The sequence below is a fragment of the Roseicyclus mahoneyensis genome (genome assembly GCF_003148775.1).
GTDB classification, from domain to species: Bacteria; Pseudomonadota; Alphaproteobacteria; order Rhodobacterales; family Rhodobacteraceae; genus Roseicyclus; species Roseicyclus mahoneyensis.
This window is the reverse complement of record NZ_QGGW01000003.1, coordinates 78,352-97,944: the sequence shown is the minus strand read 5'-3', so window position 1 is coordinate 97,944 and position 19,593 is coordinate 78,352. Positions and strand designations below refer to the sequence as shown.

Below are 19,593 nucleotides of genomic sequence, written 5' to 3'. Positions count from 1 at the left end.
GGCATGCTGATCCCCTGCCCCGTCTGCGGCCCGCGCGACAGCCGCGAGTTTACCTGCAAGGGGCACGCGGTGACGCTGGCCCGCCCGCAGGCCGACGCGCCGCCCGAGGCTTGGGATGCCTACCTGCATCTGCGCGACAACCCGGCCGGTCCCACGCGCGAGCTGTGGCACCACAATGCGGGCTGCACGGCCTGGCTGGTGGTGGAACGCAACACCGTCACCCATGCCGTCACCGGCGCGCGCCTTGCCGGGGAGGTCGCCGCAAGATGAGGATCGACACGAACTGGCGCGGCGATCCGGCGGAAAGGATCGTCTTCACCTTCAACGGCCAGCCGATCGAGGGCTACAGGGGCGATACCGTGGCGGCGGCCCTTCTGGCCAAGGGTATCAGGCTGGTCGGGCGGTCGTTCAAGTATCACCGGCCGCGCGGCATCTTCACCGCCGGATCGGAGGAGCCGAACGCGCTGGTCACCATCGGCTCCGGCGCGGATCAGATGCCCAACGTGCGGGCCACCCTGCAAGAAATCCACGACGGCCTGGAGGTGCGCAGCCAGAACCACATCGGCCCGCTGCAGCGCGATCTTCTGGCGGTCAATGATCTGCTGCATCCGTTTCTGGGCGCGGGGTTCTACTACAAGACCTTCATGTGGCCCCGCAGCTTCTGGGAAAGGGTCTACGAGCCGGTGATCCGCCGCGCGGCCGGTCTGGGCGCGTTGTCGCATGACCATGGGGGCGCGCGGTCGGAAAAGGCCTTTGCCCATTGCGACGTGCTGGTGATCGGCGCGGGCATCACCGGCATCATGGCAGCCTATGTCGCCGCGAGGGCCGGGGCGGATGTGCTGCTCGTCGATGAAAACATGTCCCTGCACAACCGGCACCGGCACTTCGACGACCCGATCCGGGATGCACAGGGCATCACCCATTTCTCGCCCGAGGATTTCGCCTTTTTCTACCTGAACGCGCTTCAGGCGATGCCAAACGTCCGGATCATGACCCGCACGACAGTAACGGGCATCTATGACGGCGGCAGCTATGGCGCGCTGGAACGCACCGGGCTGCATCTGTCACCCGATGCGCATCCCGACCTCCCGCGTGAGACGTTCTGGCGCATCCGGGCGCGACAGACGGTGCTGGCGACCGGCGCGCTGGAACGGCCCATCGCCTTTCCCAACAATGACCGTCCCGGCATCATGATGCTGTCAGCCTTCATGCGCTACGTTGACGGCTTCGGTGTCCTGTGCGGACGAACGCCCAGCTTTTTCGTGACCAATGACGATGCGCACCGGGTCATCGCCGGGCTGATCGCGCGGCCCGAGATCGCCCAAGCCATACGGCGCTGCACGGTGATCGACCCGCGTCCCGAGGCGCGCGCGCAGGGCGATTATCGTCTGATCGCCGGCGCGGAGGTCATCGATACGCGCGGACGCCACGGCCTGCGCGAGATCACCGTGCGACAGGGCGGGTCGCAGCAGCGGATCGAGACCGACCTGCTTGCGCTGTCGGGCGGCTGGAACCCGACCCTGCATCTGACCTGCCATCTGGGCGCGCGTCCGGTCTGGAACGCTGAGGCTGCCATGTTCGTCCCTGCGCAGGACGCGGTGCCGGGACTGCACCCGGCAGGGGCCTGCAACGGCACGCTGTCGACAGGTGGCTGCCTGCGCGACGGCCATACCACCGCCCTGCGCGCCATCGCGGTGCTTGGTCTGGCCGATCCCGGGGTGCCCGTGCCGCAGGCGGGGGAGGAGGCCGGGAACGGCGTGGCGCTGTGGCAGGTCCAGGCCAAGGGGCGCGCCTGGCTCGACCTGGCCAATGACGTGACCACCAAGGATGTCGCGCAATCCGCCCAGGAGGGCTTTGCCTCGGTCGAGCACATGAAGCGCTACACCACCCAGGGCATGGCGCCCGATCAGGGCAAGTCGTCCAACATCGGGGCCTTGGCGATCCTGGCCGACGCGACCGGGCGCAGCATTTCCGCGACCGGCACGACGACCTATCGGCCGCCGTTTGTGCCGCTGACCATGGGCGCCTTGGGTGCGGGCGGCGAAGGGCACGGCTTTGCCCCCGAACGCAAGATGACGAGCCATGCCGCCACGGTGGCGCGGGGCGCGCCGATGATCGAGGCCGGGCTCTGGTATCGCCCGTCGTATTTCCCCGCGCCGGGCGAGACGACATGGCAACAGGCCTGCGACCGCGAGGTGCGGATGGTGCGGCAGTCGGTGGGCGTGGTCGATGTCTCGAGCTTGGGCAAGATCGACATTCAGGGGCCCGACGCGGGGGCGTTTCTGGACTTCGTCTATACGAACACCTTCTCCACCTTGCCCGTCGGCCGTGTCCGCTATGGCCTGATGCTGCGCGAGGACGGGCATGTGATGGATGACGGCACCACGGCGCGACTGGGGCCAGATCACTATGTGATGACCACGACCACCGCCGCCGCCGGACAGGTGATGGCGCATCTGGAGCTTGTGGCCCAAGGGCTGCGGCCCGATCTGGATGTGCGGGTGATCTCCGTCACCGAGCAATGGGCGCAGATGTCGGTCGCGGGGCCCTTGGCGCGCAGTCTCTTGAACGGCATCCTCGACACGCCCCTTGATACGGCGGGCTTTCCCTTCATGGCTTGCGGCGCTGTGAGGGTGCACGGGATCGAGGCGCGGCTCTTCCGCGTGTCCTTCTCGGGCGAACAGGCCTTTGAGGTCGCGGTGCCGGCGCGCTTTGGCGACGCGCTCTACCGCGATCTGGTGGCGCGGGCCGAGGCGCTGGGCGGCGGCGCTTACGGGCTGGAGGCGCTGAATGTGCTCAGGCTAGAAAAGGGGTTCCTGACCCATGCCGAGATGCATGGCAGGGTGACGGCATACGACCTTGGGTTGCAAGGGATGATGTCGCCGAAAAAGGACTACATCGGCAAACCCGCAGCCGCCCGCCCCGGCCTGCTGGAGCCGGGACGCGAGCGCTTGGTGGGGCTGAAGCCGGTGGATCAAGGCGGCATCCTGACCGCAGGCGCGCGGCTTTTCACGAAGGGCGACCCGCACACCCGGCCGCATGATCAGGGCTATGTCACCTCGGTCGGTTCCTCGGCCACGCTGGGGCACATGATCGGGCTGGGGTTCTTGCGCCATGGCCCGGAGCGGATGGGCGAAGCCATCACGCTCGTCGACCACTTACGCGGCATCCAGACGCCCTGCGAGGTCTGCGCCCCGGTCTTCTTCGACCAAGACGGAGGGCGCGCGCGTGGCTGAGTTGATAGCCAAATCCCCCGCCCATGGCCTTGTGCCGGTGGAAACCGCCGGCGCCCGCCTGACCGAAGCGCCGCTTGCCCCGATCTGGTCGATTGCGCCCCTTCGCGGCAAGACGGAAGCGGTGTCCGATGCCTTGGAACAGGGCCATGGCCTGCCCTTTCCCGCGCCGGGCACCCTGCACGCGTTCCAAGGCGTCCGGATCGCATGGAGCGGGCTGGATCAGGCGTTCCTCATGGGCGCATCTCCCGCGCCGGAGCTGTCGCGGGACGCGGCGCTGAGCGATCAGTCCGACGGCTGGGCGCATATGATCCTTGAGGGGTCGGCCGCCCGCGCGGTGCTGGCGCGGCTGGTGCCCATCGACCTTGCGCCCGCCGCCTGCCCGCCGGGATCGGCGCGGCGGACGCTTCTGGGCCATATGCACACGCTGATCTTGCACCCCGGCGGCGACCGCTTCGAGCTGCTGGTCTTCCGCTCGATGGCGGAAACGGCCGTCCACGAGGTCGCACGCGCGATGACCGCCGTCGCGGCCCGGGCGGCGATCGGGGACTAAAGACCCTCGTGAGGCTGGACCCCGCGGATGCGCATCGCGTGGTCGATCATGATGAACATGTCATTGGCAAGATCGGGCCGGTCGTAGCGGGGGTCGCCGACGCGGCCCGCCCATGTGCGGTGGGCATTGCGCAACTGACTGTCGGTCCGTTCGTTGGGGTCGAGATAGGTCTGAAAGCGCGAGCGCACCTGAAGGGGCGTGAACTGCCGGATCTCGCGCCCCATCATCTGCGACATCGCCTCTTCCACGGGATCATTGCGCACGGGCGCCGCCTCGGGCGCAGGGGCCGCCACGAAAAGGAAAACGGCCATCACCGCCGCGACCACAAGCGCCACGCCGGCGAAAACCGCCTCAACGCGGGCGGCGCCCTGATCGCGTCCGAGAAATCGCTGTAGGTCCTGCATCATCGCGCTGTGTCACCCGTGGTTGGCGAAACAATGACGGGAAACTTGGGCAGGATTGCGACCGGACCGCGCACAGCCTTGGGCGTTTCATCCCCAGCCTTTCGCAGCGCGCATCTGGACAGGCAGGGGCTGGAGGCCGATATTGCGCCCATGTCGCTTCCCCCCGGTTTCCTCGATGAATTGCGCAATCGCGTCTCGATCAGTCAGGTGGTCGGGCGCAAGGTCATCTGGGACACCCGCAAGTCGAACCAGGCCAAGGGCGACATGTGGGCGCCCTGCCCGTTCCATCAGGAAAAATCCGCCAGTTTCCACGTCGATGACCGCAAGGGATTTTACTACTGCTTTGGCTGCCACGCCAAGGGCGACGCGCTGGGGTTCATCCAGCAGGCCGAAAATGTGGGTTTCATGGAAGCGGTTGAAATGCTTGCCCGCGAGGCAGGCATGCCGATGCCCGCGCGCGACCCTCAAGCCAGCGAGAGGATCGACCGCGCCACCAAGCTGGCGGCCGCGACAGAAGCTGGCGTGGCGCATTTCCGCCTCCAGCTCAGAACAGCCGCCGCAGCCGAGGCGCGCGCCTATCTTGACCGGCGCGGGCTGGATGCGGCGACGCTCGAGCGGTTCGAGATCGGCTTTGCCCCCGCCGCACGGCAAGGGGTGTTTGGCGCGCTGACGGCCAAGGGTATCGCGGCCGAGGATGTGATCGAGGCCGGGCTGGCCACTCGGCCCGACGACGGCAGCGCGCCCTATGACGCGTTCCGCGACCGCATCATCTTTCCCATACGTGACGCGCGCGGGCGCTGCATCGGGTTCGGCGGGCGGGCGATGGCGGCCGACGCGCGTGCCAAGTATCTGAATTCCCGCGAGACGCCGCTCTTCGACAAGGGCCGCGCGCTCTACAATCATGGCCCAGCGCGCGAGGCAGCGGGCAAGGGCCAGCCGCTGATCGTGGCCGAAGGCTACATGGATGTGATCGCGCTGGTGCAAGCGGGCTTTGGCGCCGCTGTAGCCCCGTTGGGCACCGCGATCACCGCCGATCAGTTGCGCCTGATGTGGCGCATCGCCGATGAGCCGATCATCGCGCTGGATGGCGACACGGCGGGCTTGCGCGCGGCGCTGCGCCTCGTCGATCTGGCGCTGCCTATGCTGGAGCCGGGCAAGACCCTGCGCTTTTGCCTGATGCCCGAGGGGCAAGACCCCGACGACCTGATCAAGGCCCGTGGCGCGGATGCGATGCGCGCGCTTCTCGACACCGCCGAGCCGCTGGTGCGGATGCTGTGGCGGCGCGAGACCGAGGGGCAGGTCTTTGACAGCCCCGAACGGCGCGCGGCGCTGGATGGGCGGTTGCGGCAGGCCATAGGCAAGATCCCCGATCAGGGCCTGCGCCGCCATTACGGCGAGGCGCTGGCCGAGTTGCGCCGCGCATTGTTCCGCCCGACCGCGCCGCAGGGCCGGGACCGTGGGCAATGGCGCGCCCGCGGATTTGCCGAGGCCCAGATGCCGCTGGCCGAGACGCGGTCTTCGGCGCTGGGGTCGGGCGCCTTGTCGGCCGATGATCTGCGGGTGATGCTGATCCTTGCCACGCTCTGCCGCTATCCCGGCCTGATCGAGCGCTTCGAGACGGAGCTGGAACGGCTGGCTCCACGCCATCCCGATCATGTGGCGCTGGTCGATGTGCTGCTGTCCACGCAGGCCGGGGACGAAGACGGGGTCAGCGCCGATTGTGCCGCCGCGGGCCTTGCGCATGCCCTTGAAAGCCTGCGGGGGATGGCCCACTTGCGGATCACGCCGATCCTCTCGGGGCCGCCTGATCCCGCCAAGGCGGCGCTGTGCCTGACCGAGGAGTTCGCCAAATATTCCGCCGACCGCGCGATGAGGTCCGAAATGTCGGAGGCTCTGGAGGATCTGGACCGCGCGCCCGAAGGCGACATGCGGCTGGGCCGCCGCCTCAATCACGCGGTGCATCGGCGCCAGACCGCGCGACGCGCGGCAAGCGGCGAGGCAAGCAGCGCTGTCGGCGAAGACACAGCCGCGCTGTCCGATCGCCTGCGCGCCTTGATAGAGGCGCGCGTCTGGGAGAAGAAAGGCCGCTAACCGCCCTAGGCGAATCAGTGATTCGCCCTACATAAGTTTCAGTAGCAAAGATTCGTCGGTCTGACCGCCCGCCGGGTAACCGCCACGCACCGCCAAAGGACATCCGCCCATGGCCAAAGACACCGAAGATCGCAAGCAGCAGGACGGTGACGAGACCGAGATCGGTCTCGACATGAGCCAGACCGCGGTCAAGAAGATGATCGCCGAAGCGCGTGTGCGCGGCTACATCACCTATGACCAGCTCAACACGGTCCTGCCGCCCGAACAGGTGTCCTCCGAACAGATCGAAGACGTGATGTCGATGCTGTCGGAAATGGGCATCAACGTGATCGAGGATGACGAGGCCGAGGAGGGCGAGGAGGGTGCCAAGGGATCGACCGATCTGGTCGAGCTGTCGTCGTCGCGCGACGTGGCGCTGGCGTCTTCGGAAACCGAGAAACTCGACCGCACCGACGACCCCGTGCGCATGTATCTGCGCGAGATGGGCAGTGTCGAGCTTTTGTCTCGCGAGGGCGAGATCGCCATCGCCAAACGGATCGAGGCCGGTCGCAACACGATGATCGCGGGCCTTTGCGAAAGCCCGCTGACCTTTCAGGCGATCACCATCTGGCGCGACGAATTGCTCGACGAAGACATCTTGCTGCGCGATGTGATCGACCTTGACGCGACCTTCGGGCGATCGCTGGGCGATGACGAGGACGAACCCGTTGTTGCGCCCATCGCAGGCGGCAAGCCGCAGGTCGAGGTCAGCGGCCAAGATGAGGAAGAGCTGGACGCAGACGGCAACCCGCTGCGTCGTGGCGACGATGACGATGACGAGGATGAGCAGGCCAACATGAGCCTTGCCGCCATGGAAGCCGCGCTGAAACCCCGCGTTCTCGACATTCTCGACCGGATCGCCGCTGATTACGTCAAGCTGTCGGAAATGCAGGACGCGCGTATCTCGGCCACGCTGAACGAGGACGGCAGCTTTTCGGCCTCCGACGAGGCTGTCTATCAGCAGTTGCGGTCCGAAATCGTGGTGCTGGTGAACGAGCTTCACCTGCACAACAACCGGATCGAGGCGCTGATCGACCAGCTTTACGGCATCAACCGCCGGATCATGGCGATCGACAGCTCGATGGTCAAACTGGCCGATCAGGCCCGCATCAACCGCCGCGAATTCATCGACGAATACCGCGGCTGCGAGCTTGACCCGGCATGGTGCGAGCGCATGGCCGCGAAAGCGGGCCGTGGCTGGCAGGCGCTGATGGAGCGGAGCCGCGACAAGGTCGAGGAATTGCGCAACGACATGGCGCAGGTCGGCCAGTATGTCGGCCTCGACATCTCCGAATTCCGCCGGATCGTGAACCAGGTCCAGAAGGGCGAGAAGGAAGCGCGGCAGGCGAAAAAGGAAATGGTCGAGGCCAACCTCCGCCTCGTGATCTCCATCGCCAAGAAATACACCAACCGCGGGTTGCAATTCCTTGATCTTATACAAGAAGGCAATATCGGCCTGATGAAGGCCGTGGACAAGTTCGAATACCGCCGCGGCTACAAGTTCTCCACCTACGCGACATGGTGGATCCGGCAGGCGATCACCCGCTCGATCGCCGATCAGGCGCGCACGATCCGCATCCCGGTCCACATGATCGAGACGATCAACAAGCTGGTGCGGACGGGGCGCCAGATGCTGCACGAGATCGGCCGCGAACCGACCCCCGAGGAACTGGCCGAAAAGCTCCAGATGCCGCTGGAAAAGGTCCGCAAGGTGATGAAGATCGCCAAGGAGCCGATCAGCCTAGAGACCCCCATCGGGGACGAGGAAGACAGCCAGCTTGGCGATTTCATCGAGGACAAGAACGCCGTCCTGCCGCTTGATTCGGCCATTCAGGAGAACCTGAAGGAAACGACGACCCGCGTTCTGGCGTCTCTGACGCCCCGCGAGGAACGCGTCTTGCGCATGCGCTTCGGGATCGGGATGAACACCGACCACACGCTCGAGGAAGTGGGCCAGCAGTTCAGCGTGACCCGCGAACGCATCCGCCAGATCGAGGCCAAAGCGCTCAGGAAGCTCAAGCACCCGAGCCGGTCACGCAAGCTGCGGTCGTTCCTCGACCAGTAGGGTGGGCAATCTACCCACCGACACCGCGACGCATGGGCAGGATTGCCCACCGTCGAAAGAAAGGGTGGGCAGGACTGCCCGCCCTGCGGGAGCTCAGCGATGACCGCCCTGCGCCGCCTCCTTGACAGCCTGCCGCTGTCCATCCTCATCATCTTGTGCCTCACCCTCGGTCTTTCGCCCTTTACGCCCGAGCCGCACATCTGGGAGAAGCTCAAGATGCTGGCGGCGGGCACCCTCACCCGTCCCTTCGATATTTTCGACCTCTTGCTGCACGGCCTGCCGTGGCTGCTGCTGGTCCTGAAACTGGCACACGGGCGCAGGCGTGCAGGCTGAGGCCGGTTCCCCCCGCCCGGGCAAGGCCCTGCCCCTATCATTCCGCGCCATGACACCGTTGAGGGGAATAGCCGTTCAAAGGAGACGCCATGACGCCCAAGCAAGTTGAACTCGTCGAGACATCGTTCAAGGCCTTCGTGCCCGTGGCCTACCAGACCACCGAAGACTTCTACGAAAGCCTGTTCCGGGTCTCCCCGCATCTGCGCGGGTTGTTTCCCAAGGACATGCAGGGCCTGCGCAAAAAGCTGGTCGAGACGCTGACCTATGTGGTCAACGGTCTGCGCTATCCCGACGCCCTGCTGCCAGTGGTGCGCGATCTGGGCAGACGCCACAAAGGCTTTCGGGTGGAGCCGGGCTATTACGCACTGGTCAGCGCAGCCCTGATCGAGTCGATGGAACGCGCCATGGGCACGGCCTTCGGACCCGAGGTCAAGCAAGCCTGGAAGGCCTGCATCACCTTTCTTGCGACGGAAATGATCACGGCGGGCGAAGCCGCCTGACGGCGCAGGCCGCTTCACCTTTGGGATGCGGGCGGCTAGCATAACCCATTCCATCACAGGCGGAGCGTGATCGCATGTCCCTCTTCTCCAAACTTTTCGGCGGCGGCGGCAAACCCGCGAAGGAGCCCGAGGTCTACAAGGATTTCCGCATCTTCCCCGAGCCACAATCGGGCGGGGGCGGATTTCGCATCGCGGCAAGGATCGAAAAGGAGGTGGGCGGTGAGACGAAAACCCATCACCTTCTGCGCGCCGACACCGTTCAGTCGGCGGAAGAGGCCGAGACCTTCTCGATCCGCAAGGCCAAGCAGTTGATCGACGAACAGGGCGAGCGGCTTTTCGGCTGACACAACGGCGTAGGGTTGGCCTTCAGGCGCACCCTACGCCTTGAGCCACTCCAGCATTTCCGCTGCCGCCGCATCGGGCGTCACCCTGCCTGCGGCCACATCCTCGGCCCTGTCTTCCATCGCGCGCCGCACCTCGGGGTCGCGCTTCAGGCGGGCGAGCAACCCCTCGCGGACCTCGGCCTCGAACCAATGGGCCGCCTGCGTGGCACGCGCGCGGTCCCACCATCCGTGATCCCTGCGCCAGCGCGCCAGTGCCTGCATGTCGCCCCACGCGCCCGCGATACCGTCGCCCGTGACGGCCGACACCGGCAGCGCCTTGGGAAACCCATCGGGGTCCTGCGGGCGCTTCCTGAGCAAGCGCAGCGCCCCCGCGTAATCGGCCACGGTCCGTGTCGCCGCCGGTTTCAGGTCGCCATCGGACTTGTTCACCAAGATCAGGTCAGCCATTTCCATGATGCCGCGCTTGACGCCCTGCAACTCGTCGCCACCTGCGGGTGCCAAGAGCAGCACGAAGATGTCGCACATTTGCGCCACCATGGTTTCGGACTGGCCGACGCCCACCGTTTCGATCAGCACCACGTCGAACCCCGCCGCCTCGCACAGCGCCACCGCCTCGCGCGTGCGGCGCGTGACGCCGCCCAGATGGGTCGAAGACGGCGAAGGGCGAATGAAAGCCGAGGGCTCGCGCGCCAGCCGGTCCATCCGCGTCTTGTCCCCCAAGATCGAGCCGCCCGAGCGCGAGGACGACGGATCGACCGCAAGCACCGCGACGCGCAAACCGGCCTCGACCAGCGCCATCCCGAAGGCCTCGATGAAGGTGGATTTCCCCACCCCCGGCGTGCCCGACAGCCCGATCCGCAGCGCCTGCCGGCCATGGCCGCGCAAGGCTTCGGTCAGCGCGGTGGCGTCGGCACGGTGATCTGGGCGGGTGCTTTCCACCAAGGTGACGGCACGGGCCAAGGCACGCCGGTCGCCCGCAAGGATGCGGGGCGCAAGATCGGCGGCAAGGGGGCTCGTGTCCGTCATCGAAGGGTCGTCTTTCCTGCCTAGGTTCGCCGCACCGCGCGCGCCCGGTCGCTTTGTCTACCCCCGTATCTGCCCCCCTGCGCAGGGGGCTGTCCAGTGTCCTTGCCGAGGTCCGATGCCGCGCCTGTTGCCCGTGATGATCTGCCTGGCCTTTGGGCTTTCCACCGCCCCGGCCCGCGCGCAGGACCAGATCCGGTTCGACGTTCTGTTTCGCGGGCTGTCCGTGGCCGAGATCACGCTGGTCGCGCGCCAGACCGACGCCGCCTACGCGCTGGCCGGGCAGGTGCGGTCGACCGGGCTTGCCGGTGTCTTTGCCAGACTGCGATTCCAGCTGCAGGCCGAGGGCGTGATGGCTGGCGCCGCGCCCCGTCCCCGGCGCTATGCCGAGGATGTGGACACCGGGCGCCGTGTCTCGGCGGTGGAGGTCAGTTTTGCGGGCGACGCCCCACAGATCCTGCGCCAGACCCCGGCCCCGGGCGCCGAGGCGGTGCCACCGGACGCGGCGACGGGCACGGTCGACCCGCTGTCGGCGCTTTGGCGGGTGGTGCGGGGCGGGGCGGCGCCCTGCGGCTGGTCGATGCCGGTCTATGACGGCGCCCGCCTGTCCGAGCTTTCGCTCGCTCCGCCCACGGGCGGCGAAATCTTGAGCTGCGAGGGTCACTATACCCGCGTCGCGGGCTTCCCGCCCGAGGACATGGCCGAACGCCGGGTCTTCCCTTTCGCCGCGACCTATGCCGCGCAAGACGGGGCTTTCGTGTTGACGGAGGTGGCGGCCATGTCTCTCTTGGGGCCGATCCGCATCGTCAGACGGGACTGAACCGCCCTTGCCCCTGCCCATAGACGACATCTTGCCCGCGCTGTGCGCGGCATTGGCCAGCCATGGCCGCGCCGTGCTGCAGGCCCCACCCGGGGCTGGCAAGACCACGGGCGTCCCGCCTGCCCTGCTGGATCAGGTCAAAGGCCGCATCGTGATGCTGGAACCGCGCAGGCTGGCCGCCCGCGCCGCCGCCGAGCGGATGGCCGATGTGATGGGCGAGCCGGTCGGGCAAACGGTGGGCTACCGCATCAGGGGCGAGAGCGTGGTCTCGGGCGCGACACGGATCGAAGTGGTGACCGAGGGCATCCTGACCCGCATGTTGCAAGACCGCCCCGACCTGCCGGGCGTGGGGATGGTCATCTTCGACGAGTTCCATGAGCGGTCGCTGAACGCCGATCTGGGTCTGGCCCTGACATGGGAGGTGCGGCAGGCGCTGCGGCCCGATCTGGGGCTACTGGTCATGTCCGCGACGTTGGACGCGGGACCCGTGGCGGCGCTCCTCGACGATGCGCCGCTCCTGACCTCCGAGGGGCGGGCCTTTCCGGTCGAAACACGCCATCTCGACCGCCCTGTGCCGAAAGAGCAGCGGCTGGAGGATGCCGTGGCGGGTCAGATCCTGACGGCGCTGGCCGAGACCGAGGGCGGCTGCCTTGTCTTTCTGCCCGGCGAGGGTGAGATCCGGCGCGTGGCCGCCCGTCTGGCGCGCGCGCTGCCCGCCGATGTCACGCTCCACATGCTGTTCGGTGCCATGCGGATCGAGGATCAGCGGGCCGCGATCCGGCCCGCGACCTCGGGCCGCAAACTGGTGCTTGCCACCGCCATCGCGGAGACTTCACTGACGATCGCGGATGTGCGCGTGGTGATCGATGCGGGCCGCGCACGGCGAGCGCGGTTCGATCCGGCCTCGGGCATGTCGCGACTGGTCACCGAACCCGTCAGCCGGGCCGAGGCCGACCAGAGGCGCGGCCGCGCGGGGCGCGTGGCACCCGGCGTCTGCTACCGGATGTGGACCAAGGGGGCCGAGGGGGCCCTGCCCGCCTTCCCCCCGCCCGAGATCGCGGCGGCCGATCTGGCCGGGCTGGCGCTGGATCTGGCGATCTGGGGCAGTGCCGAGGGGCTGGCCTTTCTCACGCCGCCGCCAGAGGGCGCGCTGGTCGAAGCCCGCGCGCTGCTGGCGGAGTTGGGCGCGCTTGTCGCGGGCGACCGCGTGACCGAGCATGGCCGGGCACTGTCCCGCCTGCCGCTGCATCCGAGGCTGGGGCATATGGTGCTGACAGGGGGCGCCGGCTCCGCGCGCCTCGCGGCACTTCTCGCCGAACGCGATCCGCTGCGGGGTCAAGGCACCGACCTGATGTTGCGCCTGCGCGCGCTCGACGATCCGGGCGGTATGGGGGCCGATCGTGGCGTGGTGGCGCGCGTGCGGGAAGAAGCCAAGCGGCTCAATCGCTTCGAGGCCGGCCCGCCCCTCTCGCCCGGCGCGCAGACGGCGTTGGCCTATCCCGATCGCATCGGCCTGCGCCGCGCGGGCGATGCGCCACGCTACATCCTCTCGGGCGGCGCGGGCGCGATCATGCCCGAGGGCGACGGGCTGGCCGGGCAACGGCTGATCGTGGCGACCGATCTGGATGGCGACCGGCGCGAGGCGCGGGTGCGGCAGGCCGTGGCGATCAGCGAGGGCGAGCTACGGGCGTTATATGCGGACCGGATCGCATGGGTCGATCATTGCGTGTGGTCCAAACGCCACCGCCGGGTCGAGGCGCGCCAGCAGGAGCGGTTTGGCGCGCTCGTGCTGGAGGATCGGACATGGCGCGATGCCCCGCCCGAGGCAATTGCGGCGGCGCTGCTGGAGGGTGTCCACGATTTGGGGCTGACAGCGCTCAACTGGACCGACAGGGCACGGCTGCTCAGGGCGCGGATCGCTGTCTCGGGCGTGGCGGATGTGTCTGATGCGGCACTGATGTCAGCCTTGGGGGACTGGCTCGCGCCCTGGCTCACGACCGAGCGAAGTGCTGCGGACCTTGCCCGGTTCGACCCGTCCGAGGCGCTGCGCGTCTGGCTGGGGCACCCCGCCATGGCCGATGTCGACCGGCTGGCGCCTGCCGCCTGGCAAAGCCCGCTGGGAAGGGCGATCCCCATCGACTATTCCGGCGAGGTGCCCGAAGTGGCGCTGCGCTTGCAAGAAGTGTTCGGCACCACGATCCATCCCGTGGTGGGCCCGGACCGGGTGCCGCTGCGCATGGTGTTGCTCTCGCCCGCAGGCCGCCCGGTGCAGGTCACGACAGATTTACCGGGCTTCTGGAATGGCTCCTATGCCGATGTGCGCAAAGACATGCGGGCGCGCTACCCGCGCCATCCCTGGCCCGAGGACCCGCGCAGCGCAGATCCGACCTTGCGGGCCAAGCCGCGCGGGCGGTAGGCGGTGCAGGGGGCTCTGCCCCCGCCCTTTCAGGGCTCCCCCGGGATATTTGGGAAACAGAGAAGGCAGGAGCATGCGCGAGAGCACGGTGCCGCTGGTCAAGGAGCTGGTCCTTGTGGGGGGCGGTCATGCGCATGCGCTGGTCCTGCGCCGCTGGGGGATGGCCCCGGTGCCGGGCGTGCGGCTGACGCTGGTGAACCCGGGGCCCTCCGCGCCCTACACGGGCATGTTGCCGGGGCATGTCGCGGGGCATTATCCGCGCGCGGCGCTCGAGATAGACCTTGTGCGGCTCGCGCGCTTTGCGGGCGCGCGGCTGATCCTGGGCGCGGTTGACCGGATTGACCCGGTGGCGCGGCGTGTGGCGGTGCCGGGGCGGGCACCGCTCGCCTATGACCTCTTGTCGATTGATGTCGGCATCACCTCGGACATGGCCGGTCTGCCGGGCTTTGCCGAGCATGCCGTGGCGGCCAAGCCGCTGGCCGGCCTCGCCGATCGCTGGGCGGATTTCTGCGCGGGCACCGGCGCTGCGCGGATCGCGGTGATCGGCGGCGGCATCGCGGGGGTGGAACTGGCTATGGCCATGGCCGAGCGGATGCGGCTGTCGGGCCGCGCGTCCGATGTCGCGGTGATCGACAAGGGCGCGGTCCTGGCGCGCCATCCGGCGCGCGCACGGCTCATGGCGGCGATGGAGGGCTACGGCATCGCGCGGATCGAGGGGGCAGCGCCCGCCCGTGTGACGGCAGGCACGGTACATCTCGCGGACGGGCGCAGCGTCGAAGCCGATCTGATCGTGGGCGCGGCGGGCGCAGTGCCGCACCCGTGGCTCGCCACCTGCGGGATGGAGATGCGCGATGGCTACATGGTCGTCGACGCGCAGTTGCGCTCGGTCAGCCATCCTCAGATCTACGGCGCGGGCGATTGCGTGTACCTGAGCCACGCGCCCCGCCCCAAGGCGGGCGTCTTTGCCGTGCGCGCGGCCCCGGTTCTGGCGTGGAACCTGCGCGCCGATCTGGTGGGCGCGCAACGGCGGCGGTTCAAGCCGCAGCGCGATTTCCTCAAGCTGGTTTCGCTGGGCGGCAAATCGGCGCTGGCCGAAAAGGGCGGGGTCGTGTTTGCGGGGCCGCTGATGTGGCGCTGGAAGGACCGGATCGACCAGCGATTCATGGACAAGTTGCGCGAGTTGCCCCCGATGCCGCGCACCCTGCCCCCCTCCGGAGCCGCCAAGGGCGTGGCGCAGGAGATGGCGGGGCCTGCCCCCTGCGGCGGTTGCGGCGCCAAGCTGGGGGCCGGGGCGCTGACGGGCATCCTTGGCGGGGAACCCGGCGATGACGCGGCGGTGCTGATGACGGGTGGCGCGCGGCAGGTGATCTCGACCGACCATCTGCGCGGCTTTGCCGAGGACCCGGCGCTGGTCGCACGCGTGGCCGCCGTGCACGCCATGGGCGACATCTGGGCGATGGGCGCGCGCCCGCAGGCAGCGCTGGCCACCGTGATCTTGCCGCGCATGGCGCCACGGATGCAGGGCGCGTGGCTCGACGAGATCATGGTGGCGGCGCGCGACGTGTTCGCCGCCGAAGGGGTGGAGGTCGTGGGCGGCCATTCCTCGATGGGCACGGAGCTGACGCTGGGCTTCACCGTCACGGGGCTACTGGAGCGCGATGCGGTGACGCTGGCGGGTGCGCGCCCTGGCGACGCGCTGATCCTGACCAAGGCGATCGGCACCGGCGTGGTGCTGGCCGGCGAGATGCAGATGCGGGCCACCGGCGCAGAAGTGGCGGCGACATGGGCACAGATGCTCATGCCGCAGGGCACGGCCTCGGCCATCTTGTCCCCCGTGGCGCATGCAATGACGGATGTGACGGGGTTCGGGCTGGCAGGGCATCTTGGCAACATCTGTGCGGCATCCGGCGCAGGGGCCGAGGTGGACATGACCGCCGTGCCGCTCTTGACGGGCGCGCCCCGATTGTCCGGGCTTGGGGTGCGCTCGACCCTTTGGGCGCAGAACAGGACGGCGCTGGCTGGACGGGTGGAAGCGGCGGATTTGCCGCTGACCGCCCTGATCTTTGACCCGCAGACGGCGGGCGGCTTGCTGGCCGCGGTGCCGGAGGCGCGGGCCAGCGCCCTTGTCGATGCCCTGCGCGAGGCAGGGTTCGACGCGGCGCGGATCGGGGGCATAACGCAAGACACGGTGATCCGCTTTGCGTGAGGCAACCGGACGCCAAGGCAGGGACACCTCTGGACACCGGAGCCTGTGAGCCTAGTGTCGCACCCCAACGGGACAGTCGGCCCCCGAAAGGCCGCAGTCCAACCAAACCAAGGAATGCACGCGATGAGCAAGTTCGGAACCAGCCAGCCGGTCACACGTCTGGAGGACAGCCGCTTCCTGACCGGTCGCGGCCGCTACGTCGACGATATTGCTCCGCAAGATGCGCTGCATGGGTTCGTGCTGCGCAGCCCGCAGGCGCACGCCGACATCAACGGGCTTGATGTCGGCGCGGCACGCGCCGCCCCCGGCGTGCATCTGGTGCTGACCGCCACGGACCTGACCGGGGCGGGGCTGAAGAACGCGATGCGCTATGCGCTGGTCAAGACCAAGGGCGCAAAGCCCGCCGCCCCCGTGCGCCCGATTCTGGCCGAGGGGCGGGTGCGTTTCGTCGGCGACCCGGTCGCCTTCATCGTGGCCGACAGCCTGATTGCCGCGCGGGATGCGGCGGAGCTGATCGAGCTGGACCTCGACGAACGGCCCGCCAAGATCGACCTCGCGCCGGGTGGCGAGACGATCCACGCCGAGGCCCCCGACAACATCGCCTATGAGTTCACCCTTGGTGACGGGGCGGCGACCGAGGCCGCCATCGCCGGCGCCGCCCATATCATCACCCACACCAGCCACGACAACCGGGTGATCGTGAACTCGATGGAACCGCGCGGCTGCTATGCCGAGGTCGAGGGCGGGCGGCTGCATCTGGCCTTCAACGGGCAGGGCGTGTGGGACATCAAGGCCGATCTGATCCGCTGGCTGGACCTGCCCGAGGCGGATGTGCGCGTGACCAACCCCGATGTCGGCGGTGGTTTCGGCATGAAGGGAATGGGCTATCCCGAGCATTTCCTTGTCGCCCATGCTGCGCGCCTGCTGGGCCGCCCGGTGCGCTGGATGTCGGACCGGACCGAGGCGATGCTGTCGGACAACGCGGGCCGCGATCTGGACGTGACAACCACGCTGGCCTTCGACGCCGACCTGAAACTGGTGGCGTTCCGCACCGACAGCATCTCGAACCTCGGCGGCTATGTCTCGGAATTCGGGCAGAACATTCAGTCTGCGCTCTACGCCAAGGTGCTGACCGGCCCCTATGACGTGCAGACCTACCATTTCCGCAACCGCGGCGTCTTCACCAACACCACGCAGGTCGATGCCTATCGTGGCGCGGGGCGGCCCGAGGCGATCTATGCGCTGGAACGCGCGATGGATTTCGCGGCGCGCGAACTGGGCGTCGACCCGCTCGACCTGCGGCGGCGCAACTTCATCGCGACCGATGCCTTCCCCTATCGCAGCGCCACGGGCGAGCTTTACGACGTGGGCGATTTCCCCCGCGTGCTGGCCCGCGCCGAGGTCGAGGCCGATCTGGCAGGCTTCGCCGCGCGGCGCGCCAAGGCCGAGGCGCAGGGCCGACTGCGCGGCCTTGGCATCTGCTATTACATCGAAAGCATCCTAGGCGACCCGAGCGAGGCGGCCACCATCGAGATCACCGAGACCGGCGCGCGGGTCTATGTCGGCACCCAGTCGAACGGTCAGGGGCACGAGACGGTCTATGCGCAACTGCTCCATGACCAGACCGGGTTGCCGTTGGAGGCGATCGAGATCGTGCAAGGCGACAGCGACCGGATCGCCAGCGGCGGCGGCACAGGCGGGTCGCGCTCGGTGACGGTGCAAGGCATGGCGATGCGGGCGACGGCGGACACACTTATTTCCCAATTGCGTGCTTTCCTGAGCACCGACATGGACCAGAAAGACATGACATTCGACGCGGTTGAGGGCGTGTTCCGCGCGCCCGGCTCGAACGTGGTCATCACCCTGCTCGAAGCCGCGTCCCGCGCCCGCGCTGCAGGCCAGCCCGGCGTCGCCACGGCGACCCGCACAACCACCCTGCCCGGCCGATCCTACCCCAACGGCTGCCACATCGCCGAGGTCGAGATCGACCGCGACACCGGCGCCACCCGCGTCGACCGCTACACGGTGGTCGATGATTTCGGCAACCTGATGAACCCGCGGCTGGCCGAGGGGCAGGTCCATGGCGGCATCGCGCAAGGCATCGGCCAAGCGCTGACCGAACATGTGGTCTTTGACGAAAGCGGCCAGTTGCTGACCGCAAGCTTCATGGACTACGGCATGCCGCGCGCCGATGACACGCCCTTCATCGCCTTCTACACCGAACCCGTGCCCTCGACCGCCAATCCGCTGGGCATGAAGGGCTGCGGCGAGGCCGGCACGGTCGGCGCGCTGGCCGCCGTGGCCAATGCCGTGCAAGATGCGCTCTGGCCCTTGGGGCTCAGGCAGGTCGACATGCCCTTCACCCCCGCCCGCGTCTGGGCGATGCTGCAAGAAGGAAAGGCGCTTGCCGCCGAATAGCCGCCTTCGCACCCGGCTCGCGGGCTACCGCAGCGCGCCCCCGCGCCTGCCCGACATCCGTCAGCCCGTGACCCATGTGGTGCTGCTCGATGGCACGATGTCGAGCCTGCGCCGGGGGGAGGAGACCAATATCGGGCTGACCTACCGCCTGCTGCAGGATCTGCCGGGCAATGCGCCCGTGACGCTCTACTACGAGCCGGGCATCCAGTGGCGCGGCTGGAAACGGTCGGTCGAGGTGATGGCGGGCATCGGCATCAACCGCCAGATCAAGCGCGCCTACCTGTTTCTGGCACGCAACTACCGCCCCGGCGACACGATCATGCTGATGGGCTATTCGCGCGGGGCCTATGCGTTGCGCTCGCTCGCCGGGCTGATCGACCGGCTGGGCCTGCTGCGCGCGGCACAGATCGCGCCCGAGACGCTGGACCGGGTCTATGACCTCTACCGCGAGGCGCCCGACAGCCCGGAAGCTCGCGCGATCAAGACGGCGCTCTGCCACCCCGGGGTGCCGATCCGGTTTCTCGGCGTCTATGACACGGTGCGCGCACTTGGCCTGCGCTGGCCGGGTCTGTGGCGGATCGTGCCGATGCCCCACGCCTTCCATTCCCACGCGCTCGGCCCCGCGACCGAAATCGCCCGTCATGCGCTCGCCCTGTCCGAGCGGCGCGACGCCTATGCACCCGTGATGTGGCAGACAACAGCAGAGCAGGCAAAGAGCGGCCGGGTGCAACAGGTCTGGTTTCGCGGCAGCCATGGCGATGTTGGTGGCCAGTTGGCCGGGATTGCCGCCGCGCGCCCGCTGTCCAATATCGCGCTCGTCTGGATGCTGGCCGAGGCCGAGGCGGCGGGCCTGCCCCTGCCCGTCCACTGGCGCCAGCGCTTCGTCACCAACGCGGCCGCGCCCGCCATCGGCATGAACCGGGGCTTTGGCAAGCTGTTTTTCCTGCGCCATGCCCGGCCCGTTGGGTTGGATCCCTCCGAACGACTGCACCCATCGGCGCGCGCCGCCGCCGTCACGCGCGGGCTGCGCCTGCCGCTTGCCCCGGCCTGACACCGACCGGCGGCAGGTACGCCCGACAGGCTTCATCTTTCCAAAAATATGCACGGCATGACGTTGCAAATGGGCGCAACGCCCGACCTGATGTGCG

Annotated in this window: 15 protein-coding genes; 13 read left to right on the top strand and 2 right to left on the bottom strand. The window is 68.3% G+C overall.

What is annotated here, in order from left to right:
* The first annotated feature begins 3 nt into the window (after positions 1–3).
* From C7455_RS07510 to C7455_RS07500, 3 genes are read left to right on the top strand one after another with little or no spacing between them, the layout of a single operon-like run.
* Positions 4–270 (top strand): sarcosine oxidase subunit delta, encoded by a 267-nt coding sequence (locus tag C7455_RS07510; RefSeq protein WP_109667039.1) that lies wholly within the window; start codon positions 4–6, stop codon positions 268–270.
* Positions 267–3,236, top strand: a complete 2,970-nt coding sequence (locus C7455_RS07505) for an FAD-dependent oxidoreductase (protein ID WP_109667037.1) — start codon at positions 267–269, stop codon at positions 3,234–3,236. The genes C7455_RS07510 and C7455_RS07505 overlap by 4 nt, the downstream gene beginning before the upstream one ends.
* Positions 3,229–3,786, top strand: a complete 558-nt coding sequence (locus tag C7455_RS07500) for a sarcosine oxidase subunit gamma (RefSeq protein ID WP_109667034.1) — start codon at positions 3,229–3,231, stop codon at positions 3,784–3,786. Before C7455_RS07505 ends, C7455_RS07500 begins: the two co-directional genes overlap by 8 nt.
* Here the strand turns inward: C7455_RS07500 and C7455_RS07495 are convergent.
* Positions 3,783–4,193, bottom strand: a complete 411-nt coding sequence (locus tag C7455_RS07495) for a hypothetical protein (RefSeq protein ID WP_109667032.1) — start codon at positions 4,191–4,193, stop codon at positions 3,783–3,785. The genes C7455_RS07500 and C7455_RS07495 overlap by 4 nt on opposite strands.
* 147 nt (positions 4,194–4,340) lie before the next feature.
* On the opposite strand from C7455_RS07495, the gene dnaG reads away from it, so the two are divergent.
* The 5 genes from dnaG (at position 4,341) to C7455_RS07470 (ending at position 9,562) form a co-directional block, all read left to right on the top strand.
* Positions 4,341–6,281, top strand: a complete 1,941-nt coding sequence (gene dnaG, locus C7455_RS07490; protein WP_109667530.1) for a DNA primase — start codon at positions 4,341–4,343, stop codon at positions 6,279–6,281.
* Positions 6,282–6,390: 109 nt separating this feature from the next.
* Positions 6,391–8,385 carry an RNA polymerase sigma factor RpoD gene (rpoD, locus tag C7455_RS07485; protein WP_109667030.1) on the top strand — a complete coding sequence of 665 codons (1,995 nt, stop codon included), beginning with the start codon at positions 6,391–6,393 and terminating at the stop codon, positions 8,383–8,385.
* A gap of 99 nt (positions 8,386–8,484) precedes the next feature.
* Complete coding sequence (locus C7455_RS07480; protein ID WP_109667028.1) at positions 8,485–8,718, top strand: RND transporter; 234 nt, start codon at positions 8,485–8,487, stop codon at positions 8,716–8,718.
* Positions 8,719–8,807: 89 nt separating this feature from the next.
* Entirely contained in the window at positions 8,808–9,218 is a 411-nt protein-coding gene (locus tag C7455_RS07475; protein WP_109667026.1) for a globin domain-containing protein, read from the top strand.
* A gap of 74 nt (positions 9,219–9,292) precedes the next feature.
* Positions 9,293–9,562, top strand: coding sequence for an HlyU family transcriptional regulator (locus tag C7455_RS07470; RefSeq protein ID WP_109667025.1), 270 nt, complete (start codon positions 9,293–9,295; stop codon positions 9,560–9,562).
* A gap of 33 nt (positions 9,563–9,595) precedes the next feature.
* Here the strand turns inward: C7455_RS07470 and meaB are convergent, their stop codons facing one another.
* A complete protein-coding gene (gene meaB, locus C7455_RS07465) occupies positions 9,596–10,588 on the bottom strand; it encodes a methylmalonyl Co-A mutase-associated GTPase MeaB (RefSeq protein ID WP_109667023.1) in 993 nt (330 codons plus the stop codon).
* Between the two features lie 115 nt (positions 10,589–10,703).
* On the opposite strand from meaB, the gene C7455_RS07460 reads away from it, so the two are divergent.
* The 5 genes from C7455_RS07460 (at position 10,704) to C7455_RS07440 (ending at position 19,496) form a co-directional block, all read left to right on the top strand.
* Complete coding sequence (locus tag C7455_RS07460; RefSeq protein WP_170119026.1) at positions 10,704–11,405, top strand: DUF3108 domain-containing protein; 702 nt, start codon at positions 10,704–10,706, stop codon at positions 11,403–11,405.
* Between the two features lie 7 nt (positions 11,406–11,412).
* Complete coding sequence (hrpB, locus tag C7455_RS07455; RefSeq protein ID WP_109667019.1) at positions 11,413–13,821, top strand: ATP-dependent helicase HrpB; 2,409 nt, start codon at positions 11,413–11,415, stop codon at positions 13,819–13,821.
* A 73-nt stretch (positions 13,822–13,894) separates the two neighbouring features.
* Positions 13,895–16,027, top strand: a complete 2,133-nt coding sequence (gene selD, locus C7455_RS07450) for a selenide, water dikinase SelD (RefSeq protein WP_109667017.1) — start codon at positions 13,895–13,897, stop codon at positions 16,025–16,027.
* 123 nt (positions 16,028–16,150) lie between these two features.
* Complete coding sequence (locus C7455_RS07445) at positions 16,151–18,445, top strand: xanthine dehydrogenase family protein molybdopterin-binding subunit (RefSeq protein ID WP_109667015.1); 2,295 nt, start codon at positions 16,151–16,153, stop codon at positions 18,443–18,445.
* Entirely contained in the window at positions 18,432–19,496 is a 1,065-nt protein-coding gene (locus tag C7455_RS07440) for a DUF2235 domain-containing protein (RefSeq protein WP_170119025.1), read from the top strand. The genes C7455_RS07445 and C7455_RS07440 overlap by 14 nt, the downstream gene beginning before the upstream one ends.
* Positions 19,497–19,593 lie beyond the last annotated feature (97 nt).